The sequence below is a fragment of the Selenomonas ruminantium subsp. lactilytica TAM6421 genome (assembly GCF_000284095.1).
Taxonomy (GTDB): domain Bacteria; phylum Bacillota; class Negativicutes; order Selenomonadales; family Selenomonadaceae; genus Selenomonas_A; species Selenomonas_A lactilytica.
Genome location: NC_017068.1, coordinates 844,566 through 865,136 on the forward strand (window position 1 = coordinate 844,566; position 20,571 = coordinate 865,136).

The following is a 20,571-nucleotide window of genomic DNA, read 5'->3' on the forward strand; positions in this document are numbered from 1 at the left end:
TTTGGGACAGGGAGGTAAGGAAATTATGCCAAGATCCTATCAGGAGAATGAACTATCCAGCATCATCAGGATTGATGAAACGAAATGCAAGGGCTGTGACACCTGCAAATCGTTTTGTCCGGCTGATGCGATCGATGGCCCCTATGGTGCGAATCACCGCATCAACAGTGACCGCTGCTTGCAGTGCGGGCAGTGTCTGGTGAATTGCCCCTTCGGTGCCATTGAGGACACCGCGGATGTGGTGGATCAGGTGATCGAGAAACTGCAGGATGGCAAAACCACGGTGGTGGCCACGGTAGCGCCAGCTGTGCGCGTGGCGCTAGGGGAAGAGTTCGGGATGGAACCGGGGAAACTGATAACCGAGCAGATGTATGGCGCGCTGAAACAGGCGGGCTTCAAGATCATGGATGTCAATTTTGCGGCGGATAACACCATTCTGGAGGAAGGTACAGAACTCATCCATAAGATCCAGAAATATGTGCTGAACAAGCCGGTAACGGAGGAGTTGGGACCGCTGCCTCAGTTTACTTCCTGCTGTCCGGCCTGGGTGCGGTATATGGAACTTTATCATCCGGATTTGCGCCAGCATCTGTCCTCGGCGAAATCCCCGCAGGGGATGGCAGGGCCCGTGGCAAAAATCTACGGTGCCAAGGAAATCTGGAAGGTCGAGCCGGAGCGGATTTTCTGTGTGGGCGTCTATCCCTGCACCGCCAAGAAACTGGAAGCCTCGCGGCCGGAATTTACCGCGGCGGCGGACTATTGGAAGAAGCAGGGACATACCGCTGCTTATCAGGATACGGATGTGGTGCTGACGACCAGAGACCTGGCAAGATTGCTCAAGAAGCTGGATATTGATATCCGCAATGTGCAGCCTGCCGAGGAAAAAGACAATCCACTCGCAGAGTATACCGGGGCGGGAACGATATTCGGCGCCACGGGCGGTGTGATGGAGGCTGCCTTGCGCACGGCGTACTTTGTCTTGACCGGTCAGGAGCTGGCCGACCTAGACTATGAGCCTGTGCGTGGCCTGGACGAAGTGAAATCTGCCGAAATCCCGTTGAAGCTCAAGGATGGCGGTCAGGAAATCACCTTGAAGATTGCGGTGGTTCATGGCACGAAAAATGTGGAACCCCTGTTGGCGGAAATCAAGGCCGGGAAATCGAGCTATCATTTCATCGAAGTCATGAACTGTCCGGGCGGCTGCGTGAATGGCGGCGGTCAGCCCATCAATCCTATGGGGACGTCATGGACAGGCAAGTTCAAGGCAATTCTGCCGTGGTCGTAGGAGGTGCACCATGAAACGATATTCCTATGAAGAAAAAGGCGTGAAGATCAGCCGCCGGGAGTTTTTGGGCTTTGTGGGTGTGGTGACCGCTTTCCTTTGGACCGGTATCTACACGATGACCGATCTGGTCGTTGACCGGACGAAATACATCAAGATGCGCACGGCGGGGCTTTATCAGGATGATGAGAAGCAGGCGAAGCGGCAGAGCCATAACAATCAAAGCCTGTTGAACATGTATAAGAGCCTGAACTTCCAGCCCATGAGCCCGCTGGCCGAAGAATTGTTCCATACCCATTATATAGACCGCAGCATCCTGTAAGAAAGGCGGGAGAATGATGAAAAAATTCAAAGGAAATGAGCGCATCCTGCATCATAAATTGCCGACAAGACTATTCCACTGGTGTTTGGTGTTGAGCTTTTTGCCGGCTGGTTTTACCGGGCTGATCCTGTTCTTCCGTCCGCTGGGAGATGCTGGCATGAATCTGGCGATGCAGGTGCATATCGTGGGCGGCTGGATCTTGTTTATCGCCTGTGCCTTGTTCTTCTTGCTCTGTCCCGGGCGCGTAATTGCCTTCTGGCGGGAAATCACCACCTGGACGGATGATGATTATTCCTGGATGAAGATTTCCGGCGGTTATATCCATAAATTCCTGATGCTGGAATATGAGGTTCCGCCCATGAATAAGCTCAATTCCGGGCAGAAAATGATGGGGGTTATGGTGCTGGTCGGCACCATGCTGCTCATCCTGACCGGTTTGGTGCTCTATGTGGCTCTGCCGCTGGTGCCCAAGGAAATTGCCTTCTATGCTGACCGCATCCATTTGGTGGTGGGCATATTCCTGTTCCTGTGCATTGTCGGGGGCCATATCCCACTGGGCATCTATAACTGGCCGGAGTTCTGCAGCATGTTTGGTGATGGGACCATCAACGCCCAGCATGCGCAGGAACATCATCCGCTGTGGACGAAACATGAGATCAAAGAGACCAATAAGAATTGATTGATGAGATGAAGGAAACTGCCATACCGCAGAATGTTCTGTGGTATGGCAGCTTTTCTTTAGAAGCGGAAATCCCGTTCGCCCTGTTCGATTTTCTGTAAACGCGTTTGCAATGTCTTTTGGGCCACGGGATTACTTACTTCCGGAATGTTTTTGGCGATAAGCTTCTCGCCGGCGGCTTTTGTTTCCGGGGAGGCGTAGTCTTCCAGATATTCCTTCAGCGTCATCAGGGCATTGGGCAGGCAGCAGTTCTGGATCTGCTTAGCCTTGCAGAGGGCCATGAACCGGTCGCCGGTACGGCCTTCCCGATAGCAGGCGGTGCAGAAGGAGGGGACATAGTCCATATCGATCAGCCACTTCATCACTTCGTCCAATGAGCGGGTATCGGATACATCAAACTGCACGGTGTCTTCGGGGCGGGTTTCCTGTGTGTAGCCGCCGACAGAAGTACGGGAACCGCCGGAAATCTGGGAAATGCCCAGATGCAGGACACGTTTCCGGGACTTTTGTGACTCGCGGGTGGAAACGATCATGCCCGTATAGGGCACGGCAATCCGGATGCAGGCGACGATCTTGGCGAAGGTGTCATCATCGATAGCATTGCTGAAGGTGCTCACATCGATGTCTTCGGCTGGGCATATCCTGGGCACGGAAATGGTATGGGGGCCGACGCCGAATTTGGCTTCCAGATGCTCCGCGTGCATCAGGAGACCGGCGTATTCGTAGCGATATTTATCCAGGCCAAAGAGAACGCCGAGCCCCACATCATCAATGCCGCCTTCCATGGCGCGGTCCATAGCTTCAGTATGGTAGGCATAATCATGTTTGGGGCCGGTGGGATGGAGCACTTCATAGGAGTCTTTATGATAGGTTTCCTGAAACAGGATATAAGTGCCAATGCCAGCTTCGTGCAGGCGGCGGTAATTTTCTACGGTGGTGGCGGCAATATTCACATTGACGCGGCGGATGGCGCCGTTCTTATGTTTGACGGAATAAATGGTATGAATGCAGTCGAGGATGTATTCGATGGGATTGTTCACCGGATCTTCGCCAGCTTCGATGGCCAGCCGCTTGTGGCCCATTTCCTGCAGGGCAATGACTTCCTCCCGGACTTGTTCCTGGCTGAGTTTCACGCGGGGAATATTCTTGTTAATGCCATGATAGGGACAGTAGATGCAGCCATTGATGCAGTAGTTGGAGAGGTAAAGCGGTGCGAACAGGACGATGCGGTTGCCGTAGAATTCTTTTTTGATTTCTTCGGCCAGATGATAGATCTCCTCGTTCTTGGCGGGAATATCGCAGGCCAGCAGCACGGAGGCCTCCCGGTGGTCAAGCCCCTTGCATTCCCGTGCCTTGGCCAGGATGGCATCGATAAGCGCCGTATCGTTCTTGTGCTGGTCTGCATAAGCAAGGGACGTGAGGATTTCCTCATGGTTGATGAATTCTTCCGCCTTGCTGGATTTCGGATTGTACATGTTATCGCTCTCCTTTACGCCAATATGAAACAAGACGCCGGGCATAGCAGGGATACTGCTGCGCGGCGCCTTAATATTGCAGAGGACAAACGGGATCTTGTTTTCTGCACAGGGAGCGTTCCCCATCCAACCGAGCCACCGCAAGAAGGGGGATTGCTCTTTCATGAATCATTATAAAAATTTTATGGAAGGTTCACAAGCTCCCCCAGGGGATATAAGTTCAAAAAAATAGAAAATTATATTTTATTTGACAATAATAAGGGCGAAAAAGCACGCGATCAGGATAAACTGCTTCGCATATCCCCCTGGGGGGCTTATTTTTCACGGAAAAATCCTGTATCATAAAATATTAGAGAAAGAACAGGGAGGTCTTGACAAGCATGAATTATGCGGTAAAACGCTTTATCCAGCTGATACCGATTTTGTTCGGCATTACGTTCTTATCGTTTTTGCTGATGTATCTGGCAGGCAGTGATGCGGTCACCGAGATGTATACTAACCGGGGCGTGGAAGTGGCCCAGGAAATCATCGATGAGAAAAAGACTGCGTTGGGGCTCAACCTGCCTTTCCTGCAGCAGTATCTCAACTGGCTCTGGGGCATGTTCCATGGCAATATGGGCGTAAGCTATGTGACCGGAGAAGACGTGCTGGGGGCCTTTATGAAGAAACTGCCGGCAACCTTATTGCTGACGGCGCTTTCCATCGCCATGACGGTCGTTATTTCCCTGCCCTGCGGCATACTGGCAGCCGTGCGCCATGACAAGATCGCGGATATCGTACTGCGGTTTGGCAGTTTCCTGGGCAATGCCATGCCCAATTTCTTTGTGGGCATGCTCCTGATGGAATTCTTGGGCATCCAGTTGGGCATCCTGCCGGTGATTTCCAGCGGCACGGATATCAAGAGTGCCATCATGCCGACGCTGACGCTCGCGATTGCCATGTCGGCCAAATATCTGCGACAGGTGCGCAGTACGGTGCTCGAAGAGCTCAACAAGGATTATGTGCTGGGGGCCAGAGCGCGCGGCATAAGTGCCCAGGTTATCCTCTGGAAAAATGTGATGAAGGCTTCCATGCTGACCATCATGACATTGCTGGCATTGTCCATTGGCAGCCTGCTCGGTGGTACGGCAATCATCGAGAGCATCTTCATGTGGGATGGCGTGGGCAAACTCGCCGTGGATGCCATCAATATGCGCGACTATCCCATCATTCAGGCCTATGTCATGTGGATGGCCATTATCTATGTGTTTGTCAATCTGGTGGCAGATCTTCTCTACCATCATCTTGATCCGCGTATCCGTCTGGGGGTGAATGCCAAATGAGTCAGGCGATAGCGCCGACGATCCGCGTGCAGAATGTGCGGCAGAACCGCCTGCAGCGCAAGCTCTATTTCTTTGGGGCCCTGGCCGTGTTGCTGATCGTGGCTTCATTCTTCAGCGAATACCTCTGTCCCTATGATCCCTATATGCAGGATATGTCACTGACCAAGGCGGCTCCCTCGGCTGAGCATCTATTGGGCACCGACCGCTATGGCCGGGATATGCTGTCCAGAGTCATTGCGGGCAGCAAGACCAGTATATTCTCGACATTATTGCTGGTCGGTTTTATTACCGTCTTTGGCAGCCTGATTGGCATTATCTGTGCCTGGGCGGGGAAATGGGTGGATACCTTGCTTATGCGCCTGTCCGATATGTTCCTGGCATTTCCCGGGTTGGTGTTTGCTTTAGCCGTAGCGGCAGTGCTGGGCGGCGGTGTCCATAATGCCATCTTTGCGCTGGCGGCCATCAGCTGGCCTAAATATGCGCGGCTCGCGCGCAGCCAGACCTTGGCGCTGCAATCGGCGGCCTTCATGCAGGCAGCGCAGATGGCGGGCAGCAGTACCTTCAAGATTATCCGCAAGCATGTGATACCCAATATCTCGGGGCCCATCCTCGTGACAGCCATGCTCGATATCGGCACCATGATGATGGAACTGGCCGGGCTGTCCTTTTTGGGACTCGGGGCTAAGCCGCCCATCCCGGAATGGGGCAGCATGATGAGCGATACCCGCAATCTTTTGCCCACCCAGCCATGGGTGACCTTGGCGCCGGGCTTTGCAATCTTTCTCTCGGTGATGGTCTTTAATCTGCTCGGCGATACGGTGCGGGATTATCTCGATCCGAAGAACAGGAGATAGGAATGTCAGAAATCATTCGTTATGAACATGTGGATATCCGCTATAATGGTAATTTGACTGTTCAGGATATCAGCTTTTCCCTGCAGGAGGGGGAAATCCTGGGTATTGTGGGCGAAAGCGGCAGCGGCAAGTCCACGCTGCTGAAAGCGGCCCTCAATATGCTGGGCCGGGACGGTTTGGTCACGCGCGGGGATATCTATTATAAGGGCTTGGATTTGCCGGATATCAGCGAGAAGGAAATGCAGAAGATCTGCGGTGCGGAAATCGGCATGATCTTCCAGCTGGCGGGAAACTCGTTCTGTCCCATCCGCACGGTGGGCGCCCAGATTCAAGAAATGATGGCCGCACATGGCCATGAGGATGCCCAAATGGTGGAGCGGGAAACCTGCGAACTGTTTACGAAGTTTGGCTTCAGCGAGCCCAAGCGCATCTGGGACAGCTATCCCTTTGAACTGTCCGGCGGCATGCAGCAGCGTGTCGGTGTAGCGGCAGCCATGTTGCTGCGGCCCAAGATCCTGCTGGCCGATGAGCCGACTTCAGCTCTCGATGTCACGGTGCAGAAACAGGTCATCGAGGAAATGCTGCTGGCCCGCAAGCTGTTCGGCACGGCAATCATCCTCGTCACCCATAATATCGGTGTGATTCGCGCCATGGCAGACAGCATGCTCGTGCTGCATCAGGGGAAGATGATGGAGTACGGTAAGGCCAAAGAGGTTTTGGCAAATCCCCAGTCTGCCTATACGAAAAAACTGCTGGCGGCGGTGCCCCGGCTTAGGAGGTCAGAGGCACGCAATGAACGAGATCTTGCAAGTTGCGCATCTTAAAAAAGTGTTTTCCCGTCAGGACGGTCCGGATATCATAGCGGTAGATGATGTCAGCTTTTCCCTGCAGAAAGGGGAGAAGCTGGCAATTATCGGTGAAAGCGGCAGCGGTAAGACCACTGTGGCCCGCATGATTGCCCGGCTCTTGGAAGCTGATGCCGGCAGCATCATGCTGGACGGAGAGGATATAACGCAGGCCAAGGGCACAAAGCTCAAACAGGCCTATACCCGGATGCAGATGGTGTTCCAAAATCCGCAGGACAGCTTTGATCCGCGCTGCACATTGGGCGATGGCATCAGCGAGAGCCTGCGCAATCATGGCAAAAGCAAAAAACAGGCGGCAGATATGACGAAGAACCTGCTGGCCCTGTGCGGCTTGGGCGAAGAATTTGCCCGCCGTTATCCTCATGAGGTTAGCGGCGGCCAATGCCAGCGGGCGGCTATCGCCCGGGCCTTGGCTATCGAACCGGAACTCGTGATCCTCGATGAAGCCACATCGGCATTGGATGTGACCGTGCAGGCAGAGGTCCTGGACCTATTGAACCGCCTGCAGCAGGACAGGGGCATAGCCTATCTCTTCATCTGCCACGATATCGCCTTGGTGCAGGACTTCTGCGACCGGGTGATCGTCATGCACAATGGCCGGATTGTAGAAGAAGGAACGCCGGATGATGTTATTAGCAATCCTCAACAAACTTACACAAAAAACTTGATTGATAGTGTTTTGATGTAGGCCTTCCCCTTGAGGGGGCGGCGAAGCCGCGGGAGTCCAGTGGACTCCCCGGGCAGTGTCAGCCTTCAGGCTGACGGATGAGGTGTATTTTCTTTAACAAGGGGAAGGAGAATTATCAATGAAATGGAAAAAACTATTGGCACTGGGCTTAGGCGTATGCCTTAGCGTGGGCGTGCTGGCTGGCTGCGGTAACGACACGGCCGGCAAGGGAAATGGGGAAAAGGTGCTCACTATCGGTGATACGACCTTCAACAGCTCCAATGAGGAGCCGGATGTGAACCCGCATAATGCTTATGCTGGCTGGGCCTGCATTCGCTATGGTATCGGTGAGACACTCATCAAATACTCCGACAATATGGAAATACAGCCCTGGCTGGCTGTGAAGTGGGAGAATGTCGATCCGCTGACCTGGAAATTCACGCTGCGGGATGGCGTGAAGTTCTCGAGTGGCCGTGCTATGGATGCGGCTGCGGTCAAGCAGTGCCTGGAGCATCTGATTGCCAATAACAAGCGGGCCGCGCAGGACCTGAAGATTGCCTCCATTGAGGCCAATGGGCAGGAACTCATCATCAAGACCAAGGAACCCAAACCGGCACTTTTGAACTATCTGGGCGATCCCTATGGCTGCATCATCGATGTCGATGCTGGCTTTGACAAAGGCATCGTAGCTGGTACGGGCCCGTACATCGCCGTGGATATGAAGACTGATGACCATCTGACGCTCAAGAAGAATGAGAATTATTGGGGCGGCACGCCGAAGCTGGACAAGCTGACCATCCGCACGATCACGGATGGCAATACGCTGTCTAATGCCCTGCAGTCCGGTGAGGTGCAGGCTGCTTACGGGATGGCCTATGAAAGCTATCCGCTGTTCCGCAACGATAAATACACGATTTCCCAGATCGCTACGTCCCGCTGCTTCTTCGGCAAGATGAATTTCGATTCGGATTCCGTATGTTCCGATCCTGCGGTGCGTCAGGCCATCTCCATGGGCATCGACAAGGAAAATTTCGTGGCCAAGCTGCTGGATGGCAATGGCTTCCCGGCTAATGGCGTATTCCCGGCAGGTCCGGCCTTTGGCGGCGACAAGGTCAAAGCGGAGAAATTCGATCCGGAAGGGGCCAAGAAGGTCCTCGAAGCTGCTGGCTGGGTGGATACCGACGGTGACGGAATCCGCGAAAAGAACGGCAAGAAGCTTATCGTGAAATGGCTGACCTATCCGAGCCGTCAGGAACTGCCGCTGCTGGCTGAATCCGCGCAGGCAACGCTCAAAGACATCGGCATGCAGGTGGAAGTCAACTGCACCGCTGATAACAATCAGGCTGTCAAGGATGTCAAGGGCTGGGATGTCTACGCTATGGCCAACGTGCAGGCACCGACCGGTGATCCGGAATACTGGTTCACGGTATTTGCCACGGGCAATGCCACCAAGAATCAGGGCAAATACCAGAGTGCCAAGCTCGATGCACTGGAAGCACAGCTGAGCCAGGAATTCGATCCGGCCAAACGTGCCCAGCTGGCCCTGGAGATGCAGCAGGTTGTCCTCGATGACCATGCCTTCGTATTCTGCTCCTTCCTCAAGATGAGCATGATTTCCAAGGCAAATGTCAAGAACTATACCTCACATGCCTGCGATTACTATCAGGTAACGGCTGATTTGGATCTTGAATAAGCCAAAGTTTTTATAAGATTATCAAATGGTTCCAATAACTATTTTTTTAGTTATTGGAACCATTTCTTTTTTATTCAGGGAAAATAGTCCTAACAAAAATGGGTTTACGTATAATTTTAATCAATTTTTTATGGAACTTTAATTTGCCTTTAATTGACACTAATTATCACTGATAGTATCATATTATATGGATGCACAAGGGATACAAATGGTACAGTAAAATGTACAAAAGAGTACATCAGGTCAAGGAACATGTAACTTGCGTCTGATGTACTTTTTTTTGAAAAAATTTGACAGGTCGGGGGGAAACGAAACGGAACGGATTGATTTTTCTATTTTATGGAGAGGTTTGGCAGTATTGTTGACTGCCTTTTTTATGTTGAGCTGTCGGACAGAGGCATCACTGCCCAGAGAGCTGCAACGTCAGGAGGTCATTTTCCTGATTGATTCCAGTCAGTCGATGGTGGATTCAGATCCGCTGCGGCTGATTCCGGAAACGGTGCTGGAGATGAGTGCAATTCTGCCCCGGCACTGTTCTGTGGGAATCTATGCCTACAGCAATGAGGTGAATAAGCTGCAGCCTTTGGCCGGGATGAGCGGACTGCCGGCCAAGTCCCTGCAGGCCATCAACTACGCGGGCTATACCAATACCGGAGCAGCTATGCAGCAGGCTGTGGCGGCTTTTTCGACGGAGGGGGAGGCTGCCCGCAGCATCGTGATCATCACCGATGGGGAAATCATGCTGCCCAGCAGTGGCGAGACATTAGCTTCGGTCAAAGCGTTCCAGGAGGCCATGACGGCCTGCCGGGAGCGGGGCATCAAGGTATATATGCTGGCTTTGGGCGGCAAGCAGACGACGCCGCAGGCCAATATCTACGCGAGTGATATCATCTATGCCACGGCCCCAGACGCCTCGGCAGTCCCGCAGATGGGAGCCGGACTGATTGAGGCGAACTGGGCGGTGGGCAAGCTGCAGCGGACGGCGGACAACAGCGGCGTGGTGAATCTGTCCATGCCTGTACCGTCTGCGGCAGTCCGGCATTTGCGCGTCGTGGTCCGCAAGCAGGCAGGCGATACTGCCGCCGGTGGTCAATTGACCGGTCAGGAGGTTTATGATGGCCCGGCACTGCGCATCTTTGCGGTGCAGAATCCAGCACAGGATATCAAGCTGACAGGACTAAAAAATGGGGAAACGGTGGATGTTTATCCGCAGCTGGCAGCTGATCTGGAAACGGAAGTCGTGGAGGATAAGGAAGCGCAGAACGTCACTTTGAAGATTACCCCGGTAACTGTGGATGGTAACGGGCAGTCTTTGGTGGCGGATGCTTCTTTCAACGGCAGGGAAATACCGGTCTGGCTGGATGATGATTATTATCCGGGGACGGTGCAGGATGGCAGTATCTGTGTGGAATTGCCGCAGGACTGGCAGGGCGCAGGCAGGATCTTGCCGGCTTTTGCCGAATGGGGCTGGAATGCAGATTGCCAGCCGGCAGCGGTGACGCGGGACATAGCCAAGGCAGAGAAACAGCCGATGCAGCCGGTTCTGCTGATCCTGGTGATTGGCGGCGTGGGAATCTGTCTGCTGGCGGGACTGTTTATCGCCTTGCGGCTGAAAGCAGGCCGGCAGGCGAAACGGCGTCAGCCCCTCCCGCAGAACCGTCCGTCCTGGCCGGAACATTACACGGGCGAATTGACCATCCGGGATATCCGCACGCGGTCGGGGCGCGATCATCGGGTGCGCGTCATCAATCTTTATCGTCATTTGGAGCATATTGCCCTGCCCTTGCGGAATATCTTCCGGGAATGTCAGCTGCCGGATACGATGCCGGAGCTGGATGGGCTGGAGTTGCATCCCGGGCGGAAGGGCATCTGGCTGGATAACGATTCCCGGGCGACGGTCCTCAAAGACGGGGACCTTGTCTTGCGGGGGACGAGCTGCTTCATGGGCTATGATGAGCCGGTGCAGCTTTCCTTCGGTGATGGGCAGCTGGCCCTGACCATGGTCCTGAAAGACCTCAAGCCACAATCTTAGCTAATCGTATGATTACATAAACATAAATGAAAAGGAGTTAATGAAATGGCAAAAATTATTTCGCAGACGAACCGCACGATGCTGTTCGAGGAAATCAACCCCGAAAAGCTGGACCTGCTCACGATGGTCGGGGATACGAAGGCCCTGGACAGCCTGAGCGATGAGAAGATCAAGGAGCTCAATGAAAAGCTGCTGGTTCATGACTTTCAGGAATTTTTGGATAAATTCGATCCGGTAGTCTATTCATTCTTCAATGCCAATACCCAGCGTGTCATGTACACCTTGAAAAAGCCGGAGAATGTGCCAGAGGACCTGCTCACGGCCATTCATCTGAACATGCACAATGATTTCCTGCGCATGCTCTTGACGCTGGTGGATACGAAGCGCTCGCAAGGTTTGCTGAACGTGGACTTCAAGTTTGAGAAGCTCACGGACCTGATTTCCCCGCATAAGGTCATGGAGGATATCAAGCAGGAACGCAAGGAACTGCGCTATGTCTACAGCAAGTATGTGGAACTCGAAGAGGGCGATCCGAAGAAGCTCGATTACGGCGACAAGCTCAATGTCATGTTTGAGGAAGCCAGCACCAACTACAACAATGTCATGGCCATGCTGCCGCTGGCCATTGAGGATATCAAGACGCGCCTGCTTTTGGGTACGGATCAGAACAATAAGCAGGATACGGCCTTGGCACTCGGCGTGCTGACCATGGGCGAGAGCGGCGAGCTCAAAGTCATCGAAGCACCGAAGCCCGAGACCAATGCGCTGATGACGCTGGACGACAATATCAACGAAGGCTTGATTGCGGCAATCGAAGACGATTACGAAGCGCTGAATGAAGAAAATCACAACGATTATGTCAAGGCGCTCGTAACCCGCACCTTCTGCCCGCTGCCGTCCTCCATCGTTTCGGAAGTGGATGTGGCGCAGGAAATCGAGAACTACAACACCTATCTGGATTTCTACAAGCAGGCCAAGGATGATTTCATCAAGACAGTGAAGCCGTTGATCGAAAAGATCCTGGGTGTGCGCATGTTCTTTGAACAGTATCCGGCCCGCACCAAGGGGATGCGCCCGTCGCTCTTCATCACCAACGTGAAGAATGACCAGCTGGCCCAGGCATCCTATCTGCCGCGTCTGCGCACCTTCCTCAACACGGTCAATGCCAAAAACGATTTCAAGAATACCGTCTGGTATGCCATCTATCCATCTTTGGAACTCGACCGTCCGGCCAAGGCCCGCATCACCCGCCAGCGCTTTGCCGGCAACAACGCGCCGAAGAATACCGGCGCCAACAGTCTGGAATCGCTGAGTGCAATCCTCGATGTGCTCAAGGATTTCCGGGTGCAGTGCTTCTTCAATTTCGAGACGAGTGACAAGACGAGCTTCAGCAGCATGGCCACCGAGGGCATTGATAAATATGTGGAACGTTGCCAGCCGCTGACGGATCATCTCTACAGCGAATATGCGATTCCCTGCCTGCCAAACTTCACGGTTATCCCGCGGGATAAATCCGGTGTGCTGTTGGATGCCAAGATGAAGATCAACGAAGACAATCTCGTGGAACTGTCCAAGGATCAGCAGGATATCATGAAACTCTGGATCGATGGTGTCTATATCGACGCTTCCTATGTGGCAGCTGGCATTGAAGCGGCCTGCCAGGATCCGGCTTACCTGCGCGACGTGTTCCGCCGCGACGTGGACAGCGAGCTGCCGGGCGTGGCCTTTGACTTTGAATCCGGCGACCATGCACTGCAGGTACGCACGACGCTGGCCAAGGAAATCACGGGCTTCACGAATCCCATCAAGGATGAGATCAACCGCCGGGGCTTTGGCTTTGTCTTCTCCTCGGAAAATGCGGTGTTTGCCGGCCATAATATCACGAATATCATGGTCTACAAGGCCCGCAACCTGCTCTATGATGAGAATCTCGGTGTATTCGAGCCGGTGTACAAGACGCAGGTCACGACCTATATCGAGCGCGTCCTGCGCCATGCTTCCGGGGATTTCAAGCAGGACCATATCGTGGAATTCTTCAGCAACAATCCCAACAGCCAGAAGAGCAAATGGCTCAGCAAGCGCAATATGGTCAATGCCATCATCGGCGTGGGCGACGATATCGACTATGCCATCGACGAGGAAAACGGCATGTGCACGCTCGATATCACCTTCAATGGCAATATGCGCAATCTCACCATCGAGACCAACCGTATCACGACAGCTCATCGCGCTTCCTGACGCGATAGTTGCATAGATGTTTTTAGAAGATCCTGATTCCAAAGGAGGATAAAGATTATGGGTTTTCGAGTTAATGTTACCGGCGGCGCCGAACAGATTTCGTTCGACGAACGCAGTATCACGAAAGTGGAGTTCTTCTCCGACACGCCGGATGATTCCAACGCCAGAGCCAGAGACATCCGTCTCAGTGTCAAGATCTGGGGCAAGATGAATTTCTCCCTGGGCGGTCAGGCCGTGGACAGCACCATGGGCGTGGCCAAATGGGCGCAGGTGCCGGCAGAACGTTCGGACTGCTACCGCAACGCCGTCGTGGATGTCGTCGCTGCGGGACAGATGGTGCGCCAGTATACCTTCCCCAACGCCTTTGTCGTGGAGTATACGGAAGACCTGGATGATGAAGCCGGTGTCGGTCAGTTCTATCTGCATATCAAGCAGAAGAAGGACCTCAACACTTCGGTACAGCTTAACGGCGGTTTTGGCGCTTGATAGAGGGAGGAAGAAACAATGTCTTTTCAGGTACAGGTTACCGGCGCGGAACCTTTTTCCATTGAGCCGGAATGCACGAAGCACGTAAAATTCAGCACGGATATCCCCATGGATTCCGATGCACGCACGAAAGATGTCGGCGCGACCTTGGTCATCTCCGGCAAGATCCTGGCCAATGCCACGGGCGCGGCTGCGGACAGCACCCGCCAGATGCTCCTGTGGTCGGTGGTTCCCGCAGAACGGGCCGAAGCTTATCGCAACGTCACGGTTACCTATGTAGCGGGCGGTGTGGTCGAACGCAAATACACCTTCACCAATGCCTTTGTGGTGGATTATCAGGAAGTCTATGATGATGGTGACGGCAATGGTACGTTCACGCTCTGGCTCAAACAGAAGAAGGACAAGATGGCTGAACTGCAGGTGGAAGGCGGATATTCTGCCTAAGACATGCGCATAGGCCATGGAGGAAAGCTGTGAAAAGCAGGCTATTTTTCACAGCTTTTCCTATTATCTGGAGATAAGCATATGAAAGATTACTATAAGATCCTGGGGCTGACGCCGGATGCGGATAAAAAAGCCATCAAGAAGGCATTCCGCCAGCTGGCGAAAAAATATCATCCGGACCTCAATCCCGGCGATGCGGCGGCTGCCGAGCAGTTCAAGCTCATCAATGAGGCCTGTCAGGTATTGAGCGACGACAGCAAGCGTGCCCGCTATGACCTCGACCGGAAACAACAGGGGCAGCGGCAGACTGGTACAAATGGAAGCGGGCAGGCACGTCCCCGGCAGCAGGCGGCAGGTGCAAGGCCGTTTGGTTCCGACTTTGGCAAGGCGTTCTCAAAAGAAGCCTTTGAAAAAGCATTCTTTGCCGGGATGCAGAACTCGGCAGATGGCAAGCAGGGAAAGAAGAAAGATCCGCTGGACACCAGCGATATGTTCCAGCGTTTCTTCGGTTTTTCCTAAGTGATTTTCTACGGAAAGGAGAAAGCAATCATGTATCGGAAACAGATTACAACAGCCCTTTTGGGCGTGGCCGGTATCCTGCTGGCGATGACCGCCTTCCTGACGGATTTAGGCAGTGAACTGGCAACAGGAATTTTGATGGCGATAGGTATTATTCTTTTTATTTGGTCTTTGGTCAGCCTGATCCTCTTCCTGCGCCAGCCCGCAGAGGAAATCGTGCCCGTGCAGGAGGAAAGTGAGCCGGAACCTGTAGCTGCCGCTGGCATTACGCAGCTCAACTGGCTCAGCGAAAAGGGCGATATCCTGAAAAGCTGGGATCTTTTCAACCGCACCGGCCTCGTGATTGGTAGGGACTGCCGGGAAAACATGGTGGATATCGACCTGACCAGGAGCCCTTATGCACCGCTTATCGATATCGAACATGCGGTGCTCAACTACGCCAATGCGGATTGGTACGTGGAAGACCTCTCGAGCCGCAACGGCACCCAGCTCTGCAAAGTCCGCGACGGCCGCAAATATCAGCTCACAGCCGGTGAACCCTGCAAGGTGGAGATCGGCGACATCATCATTGTCGGCATGACACAGTTGGAATTAGCGTGAGGGAAGACGATGGCAGAAGAATATTTGGTCAGCGCTGACACAAATCCGGCTGATAGTGGCGGGCAGTGAGATAAATCTCAACAATCTCCATGACCATGGAGCGGATGGGAAAGTGTGGTATATCGGCACGACCTCGCAGGTCTTAGAGCCAATAACGCAGCCAAGGAAAACCAATACGCCTAGAGGCCCGGATTTTAGTGATTTGGCTAATAATATACTGGGGACTGTAAAACAGTTTGTACAAGGATTTGCCGATGCTACGTTGGACAATTTGTCCATGGGCGTACTATCACCCGAACCAGCGCAATGGACGACCAGCTATAAAGCCGGAAGGTTGGCAGGCGATGTAGTCGGCATGGCAGCTGGAGCTGGTATGACAGGTGGCGGCACTGCTGTTAGTGTAGGCAGTGGTGGAACATTAGCTATTGCGGGAGCACCTATTGCTGCGGAAGGTGTTGCGGTCATAACTGCTAGTAGTGTTTTGACCGCTAAGTCTGTAGACCTGCTAGGGCGGATGAAATACCCAGTGATTATGTTAAGGAGTGATATATTACATGTTATTTTCTGATGATTTGATACCAGAATTTCAAGAGTGGGCTCGTGTGAATCCTAATGATGTAAAATGGAAATTTTTCTTGAATTATAAAACGGATTTACAAACTGCACTAAGTGTCGCTAGATTATTTGCGCCGGATATTATAAAAAAAGATGGTTGTTACTTCCTAAGAGATACATATTCTGAAGATACTTATAATGGATGGAAAAAAGAACTTGGTGATGACAAGACGAAGATTGAGTACATGATGAATTACTGTGATGTATCAGATTTCTTTTGCCCGAATACAGAAAATGATGGAAATTATGATGCGGAAGTTCAAGCATTAGCGCATACACTCGAGTATTTTTGGACGAACTGGTTCCGTGACCAATATCCAGAAGCGCATTTGAAGGTTGGCTTTTTTGATGACGATGGAGAATTGTCAATCACTGTTTATGCAATACGGTAAATAACTTTTTAATGTGGAGATATGATTGTGCAAGAAAGTATGGATTTAAATAAAAAGATTTTTAAATTTTATTTCTCAAATATTGCAAAAAACAAGGATCGTAAAGATGTAAATGTATATGGATATTGGGATGAGAAGGAAGAAAATGAAATTGATATTGTATATGTAAACAATATGTGTGAAGAAGGACTGATAAGCTATGGAACAATAGGAACATATGCTCATAGCATTGGTTTGGTCGTTGATGGAAAGCCATTACGAGTTGAATTCTTGGGAATGGCACATCAGGAAGATGAATTTTTCCCACATATGCTAAGTACGTGTGCTTTTAATATCATCAATTCTCATTATAGATGTGAGCCGGGGATGGTATATCCTGATGTAGTTAAGATGTATTATCCTAATGTCAATATGAAACATATATATTTAACATCACCTTTTATATGGGATGGTGAGTACACTCTTGATATTGGTCCGTATATAGTCACTTTTTTGCAGGCAATATATATTTCTGATTCGGAATATGAATATATACGAAAAAATGGTAGTGATAATTTTGAGGATATATTAGAAGAAGCAAATGTGGATATTCTGGATTTGAATCGTCCATCGGTAGTTTGAAAATTTTTATTGAGGAGAATATAGAAATGAGTGGACTTATTCGTTGCCCGAATGGGCATTTATTCAGTTCGCGGCGGTATGGTACGGTTTGTCCGTACTGCAATATCGAGACGGCGACGCAGGAGCGTAAGGAGACGGGGCAGGTAGGCCAGAGTGATATCGATGTGGACGAAATGCTGATGCTGGAGAAAATCGATCCGGTCTGCGGTTGGCTGGTCTGCATCGATGGGCCGCGTCAGGGAAAGGATTACAAGATAAAATCCGGCAAGAACTTCATCGGCCGTGCGGATGATATGGATATTCAGATTCTCGGTGATAACAAGATTTCCCGGCGCAACCATGCAATCCTGGTCTATGATCCGAAGAAACATGAAACGGTGCTGTTGCCGGGAGATTCCAATGGGCTGGTTTACCATAACGAAGCTGCGGTTTATACGCCGGTGGTGCTTTCGGTTTACGATGTGATTGAGATGGGCGAGAGCAAGTTCCTCTTCGTGCCCTTCTGCGGCGAGCATTTCCGTTGGGAAGATCCGTCCAGTTACCCGGATGAGGGCGGTTATGAGACCGAGGGAGAAAGCGACGGTTCCTATGGGAATATATAGTCTGATTGGTCTGAGCGTTATTATCGTACTGCTCTTGGTCGTCCGCTTTTGGCCCGAAAAACAGACGGTAGTAGAAACGGTGCCTGAAAAGGCAGCAGCATTGCCGTCAAATCCTATTGGCACCGCCGCTACCATTGGGCAGCGGCAGCTGCAGCAGGATCTGACGGGCAGTGCGCTGGGGGATGAGGGCGGCTTGCTGCTGCTGGCAGATGGCCGGGGACAGGCTGGCAAGATTGCGGCGAAGCTGGCCATTGATACCTGTCTGGATCTCTATCAGGAATGTCAGGGACAGGATAAGCCGCAGTATTATTTCCGCAAGGCGTTTCAGGCGGCCAATCACAAGATATTGAGCGTGCTCGAAGATGGCCGGGGGTCTACCTGCTTGGCTGCGGCTATCATCCAGCGGGGACTCCTTTACTATGCCCTGGTGGGCAACAGCCGCATTGCCTTGTTCCGTGATGGGGATCTGGTGCCGGTCACGGAGGGACAGACGATTGACATTTTAGCCCAGCATCGATATCAGCAGGGGCGGATCACCAAGGAGCAGGCCCTGAAGCTGCTGCATGAGCGGCGCTTGTATAATTTCGTAGGGCAGGATGGCTTTCATGACATCGAGTTTTTCAGTGAACCAATCGAACTGCAGCCCGGGGATATCGTGGTCATCCTGTCGGACGGTGTGACCGAGACGGCGCCCTGGCGGCAGATAGAGGATTGTCTGGGGCAGGCGGCATCGCCGCAGGAAAAAGCCCAGCAGATCATCGCGCTGGTAGAGGGAAGTTCCCGGGAAGACAAGGACAACGCCAGTGTGATTCTCTATGATACCTATGATCCGGCGCAGATGCCGGTTGAGAAGAAACAGGGAAGAAAGAAGAAAAGGAGTAACCATCTTGAGAAAATCAAACAGCGACTTTCGGACAGCCTTTGCCTCTGAAGCAGGCAGCCAGCTGGTGAACAACGACTATTTTGCCTTCGTCGAACTTGACGATTACGCCTGCTATGTAATTGCTTCCGGGATTACGGATTTCAAGGAATCTGTCGGGGCCAAGCGGGCCGTGGAGAATATCCTGCTGAGTTTCCAGGAGCAGCCGGGAATCTCGAAGATGGCCCTCAAACGCTATCTGCAGGATGCCAATGATCGGCTGGTGGCCAGTGCTTCGCGGGAGAAACTGCGGGCCTCTGTCGTCGTCGTGGTCACGGACTATGAGAAGATGCGTTATGGTGCGGCCGGCAATGCCCGCCTGCGCATGTATCGCCAGGGACGGATGAAACTGCAGTCCAAGGATCAGTCACTGGCGCAGGACCTCATGGATCAGGGCAAAGCTGTGACGCCGGTAGCGAGGAGCAGGGAACGGGATAACCTCTATTCATACTTAGGCAAGCGGGACGATTTCGAGCCCTTTATCTCGCCGCAGATGAAGCTGATGGATGCGGATATCATCAGCCTCTACACGGCGGGAATCTGGGAGAATGTAGACGAAGGGGAACTCGATGATGTCTTTGTCGATGCTACCAATGAACCGCAGGAATCCGTGGACTATGTGGAAGAACTGCTGCTGTCCCGCCAGCCCAAGGAGCTGCGCAATTATACCATTGCTTCGATTTTCGTCAACAAGGTCTATTCCGATCCGGAACGCGCACGCAAACGCCGCCGCCGCATCCGGATTGCCATTGCCGCAGCCATCCTGTTCATCATGGTGGGCGGTTTCCTGTTCTATCGCTATCATGCCCATCAGACGGCTGTGCGGGAAATGTATGCGCAGGAACGGCGGGTGCTGGCCTATTGCAGTGCGGAGAATTTCGTACGCGCACAGAAAGAATGCGATGACTGCGTGCAGAAGGCTGCGAAGCTCGAGGAAAACAGCGAAGCGGAAAAGCTGGAATCCTATCAGCAGACCATCGATGCCATCGTGCAGGGGGATGATTCCTTCCGTGATAAGGATTTTGAGACGGCCTATGACCGCTTCCAGTCGGCCAAGGAGCTTTCCCGGCAGGCGGATATGCTTGGCAGCGACTATATCGACCGCCGCATCCATCAGGCTGGCGAACATCTTTCCGTGGATGATCTGATCACGCTGGGCGACCATGCTTTGGCCTCTGGGGATCTGGACAAGGCCGAGGATTACTACTTCCAGGCTCGGGACAAGGCCGAATGGCAGCATTATGATGAAGGCAAGAAAAAGGCGCTGGAAGCGTTAAACAAGCTCTATGATGCCAAAGCCAAGCAGCTAGGCAAGCAGGATGAGGCCAGCAAGGCGCTGATGCAGGCGGCCATAAGCAAGGGCGACAGCCTGCTTTCCGCCGGTGACTACAAGGGCGCTGAGGCCGCTTATCTCGAAGCCCGCCGCATGGCGGCCCAGCTCGGGGATAAAGGCGGCCGTGACCAGAGCATGAGCGGTTTGGAAAACCTGCACAAGGCACAGGGCGATGCGCAGAAGGATATGCAGCAGAAGGCCGAGGAAAAAGCCAATGCCTTTGGCGCGGCGGCCGTAGCGGAAACCAATGGTGACCGGGCAGCGGCTAACGGCGATTATTCCGGGGCTGTGGCTTACTATAACAGTGCCTATGGGAAGTATGCCGCCCTGCATGAATATGGCGAAGCCAGCAACGTCAGCGACAAGCTGGCCAATGCACAGGCGAAGCTGCAGGCGATGACCGAGCAGCAGGAAAACGCCAGAAGCCTGGAAGATAAGGCGCAGAATCTCTACGGCGTCCATGATTACGAGAATGCCAAGCAGGCAGCTGCACAGGCCAAGGCGGCTTATCAGCAGTGCGGCAACAGCCAGAAGGCTTCGGAGATGGACAGCCTGATCGCTGCGATTACCGCCGATGAAGCCATCGATGGCGGTGAGGCGCAGTGAGGGA

General features: G+C 52.7%; 21 protein-coding genes. 20 read left to right on the plus strand and 1 reads right to left on the minus strand.

Annotated elements, in window-relative coordinates:
* Positions 1–25: 25 nt before the first annotated feature.
* From SELR_RS04095 to SELR_RS04105, 3 genes are read left to right on the plus strand one after another with little or no spacing between them, the layout of a single operon-like run.
* Positions 26–1,285 carry a [FeFe] hydrogenase, group A gene (locus SELR_RS04095; protein ID WP_014423937.1) on the plus strand — a complete coding sequence of 420 codons (1,260 nt, stop codon included), beginning with the start codon at positions 26–28 and terminating at the stop codon, positions 1,283–1,285.
* Between the two features lie 10 nt (positions 1,286–1,295).
* Positions 1,296–1,604 carry an iron hydrogenase small subunit gene (locus SELR_RS04100; protein WP_014423938.1) on the plus strand — a complete coding sequence of 103 codons (309 nt, stop codon included), beginning with the start codon at positions 1,296–1,298 and terminating at the stop codon, positions 1,602–1,604.
* Between the two features lie 16 nt (positions 1,605–1,620).
* A complete protein-coding gene (locus SELR_RS04105) occupies positions 1,621–2,283 on the plus strand; it encodes a cytochrome b/b6 domain-containing protein (protein WP_014423939.1) in 663 nt (220 codons plus the stop codon).
* Positions 2,284–2,342: 59 nt separating this feature from the next.
* Here SELR_RS04105 and hydG read toward each other — a convergent pair whose 3' ends face one another.
* On the minus strand, positions 2,343–3,758 hold the full coding sequence (hydG, locus tag SELR_RS04110; protein ID WP_014423940.1) for a [FeFe] hydrogenase H-cluster radical SAM maturase HydG: 1,416 nt from the start codon (positions 3,756–3,758) through the stop codon (positions 2,343–2,345).
* A gap of 380 nt (positions 3,759–4,138) precedes the next feature.
* On the opposite strand from hydG, the gene nikB reads away from it, so the two are divergent.
* The 17 genes from nikB (at position 4,139) to SELR_RS04195 (ending at position 20,567) form a co-directional block, all read left to right on the plus strand.
* A complete protein-coding gene (nikB, locus tag SELR_RS04115) occupies positions 4,139–5,080 on the plus strand; it encodes a nickel ABC transporter permease (protein WP_014423941.1) in 942 nt (313 codons plus the stop codon).
* Positions 5,077–5,934, plus strand: a complete 858-nt coding sequence (gene nikC, locus SELR_RS04120) for a nickel transporter permease (RefSeq protein WP_014423942.1) — start codon at positions 5,077–5,079, stop codon at positions 5,932–5,934. Before nikB ends, nikC begins: the two co-directional genes overlap by 4 nt.
* Positions 5,935–5,936: 2 nt before the next feature.
* The gene (locus tag SELR_RS04125) at positions 5,937–6,758 is read left to right on the plus strand and encodes an ABC transporter ATP-binding protein (protein WP_014423943.1); all 822 of its coding nucleotides are present in this window, start codon (positions 5,937–5,939) and stop codon (positions 6,756–6,758) included.
* On the plus strand, positions 6,727–7,488 hold the full coding sequence (locus tag SELR_RS04130; protein ID WP_014423944.1) for an ABC transporter ATP-binding protein: 762 nt from the start codon (positions 6,727–6,729) through the stop codon (positions 7,486–7,488). Before SELR_RS04125 ends, SELR_RS04130 begins: the two co-directional genes overlap by 32 nt.
* Positions 7,489–7,606: 118 nt before the next feature.
* Complete coding sequence (locus SELR_RS04135) at positions 7,607–9,160, plus strand: ABC transporter substrate-binding protein (RefSeq protein ID WP_014423945.1); 1,554 nt, start codon at positions 7,607–7,609, stop codon at positions 9,158–9,160.
* 358 nt (positions 9,161–9,518) lie between these two features.
* Complete coding sequence (locus SELR_RS04140; RefSeq protein ID WP_158645769.1) at positions 9,519–11,192, plus strand: vWA domain-containing protein; 1,674 nt, start codon at positions 9,519–9,521, stop codon at positions 11,190–11,192.
* A 45-nt stretch (positions 11,193–11,237) separates the two neighbouring features.
* The gene (locus SELR_RS04145) at positions 11,238–13,430 is read left to right on the plus strand and encodes a hypothetical protein (RefSeq protein WP_014423947.1); all 2,193 of its coding nucleotides are present in this window, start codon (positions 11,238–11,240) and stop codon (positions 13,428–13,430) included.
* A gap of 57 nt (positions 13,431–13,487) precedes the next feature.
* The gene (locus SELR_RS04150) at positions 13,488–13,916 is read left to right on the plus strand and encodes a hypothetical protein (RefSeq protein WP_014423948.1); all 429 of its coding nucleotides are present in this window, start codon (positions 13,488–13,490) and stop codon (positions 13,914–13,916) included.
* An 18-nt stretch (positions 13,917–13,934) separates the two neighbouring features.
* Complete coding sequence (locus SELR_RS04155) at positions 13,935–14,360, plus strand: hypothetical protein (protein ID WP_014423949.1); 426 nt, start codon at positions 13,935–13,937, stop codon at positions 14,358–14,360.
* 81 nt (positions 14,361–14,441) lie between these two features.
* Positions 14,442–14,879 (plus strand): DnaJ domain-containing protein, encoded by a 438-nt coding sequence (locus SELR_RS04160; RefSeq protein WP_014423950.1) that lies wholly within the window; start codon positions 14,442–14,444, stop codon positions 14,877–14,879.
* 30 nt (positions 14,880–14,909) lie between these two features.
* Positions 14,910–15,479 (plus strand): FHA domain-containing protein, encoded by a 570-nt coding sequence (locus tag SELR_RS04165; protein WP_014423951.1) that lies wholly within the window; start codon positions 14,910–14,912, stop codon positions 15,477–15,479.
* Positions 15,480–15,591: 112 nt separating this feature from the next.
* Positions 15,592–16,047: a hypothetical protein gene (locus tag SELR_RS04170; RefSeq protein WP_041914254.1), complete on the plus strand. Its 456-nt coding sequence runs from the start codon at positions 15,592–15,594 to the stop codon at positions 16,045–16,047.
* Positions 16,034–16,486 carry a hypothetical protein gene (locus SELR_RS04175; RefSeq protein ID WP_014423952.1) on the plus strand — a complete coding sequence of 151 codons (453 nt, stop codon included), beginning with the start codon at positions 16,034–16,036 and terminating at the stop codon, positions 16,484–16,486. Before SELR_RS04170 ends, SELR_RS04175 begins: the two co-directional genes overlap by 14 nt.
* Before the next feature lie 21 nt (positions 16,487–16,507).
* Positions 16,508–17,107, plus strand: coding sequence for a suppressor of fused domain protein (locus SELR_RS04180; protein ID WP_102013403.1), 600 nt, complete (start codon positions 16,508–16,510; stop codon positions 17,105–17,107).
* A 26-nt stretch (positions 17,108–17,133) separates the two neighbouring features.
* Positions 17,134–17,709 (plus strand): FHA domain-containing protein, encoded by a 576-nt coding sequence (locus SELR_RS04185; protein WP_014423954.1) that lies wholly within the window; start codon positions 17,134–17,136, stop codon positions 17,707–17,709.
* Positions 17,696–18,640, plus strand: a complete 945-nt coding sequence (locus tag SELR_RS04190; protein ID WP_014423955.1) for a PP2C family protein-serine/threonine phosphatase — start codon at positions 17,696–17,698, stop codon at positions 18,638–18,640. Before SELR_RS04185 ends, SELR_RS04190 begins: the two co-directional genes overlap by 14 nt.
* Positions 18,597–20,567 (plus strand): PP2C family protein-serine/threonine phosphatase, encoded by a 1,971-nt coding sequence (locus SELR_RS04195; RefSeq protein ID WP_014423956.1) that lies wholly within the window; start codon positions 18,597–18,599, stop codon positions 20,565–20,567. The genes SELR_RS04190 and SELR_RS04195 overlap by 44 nt, the downstream gene beginning before the upstream one ends.
* Positions 20,568–20,571 lie beyond the last annotated feature (4 nt).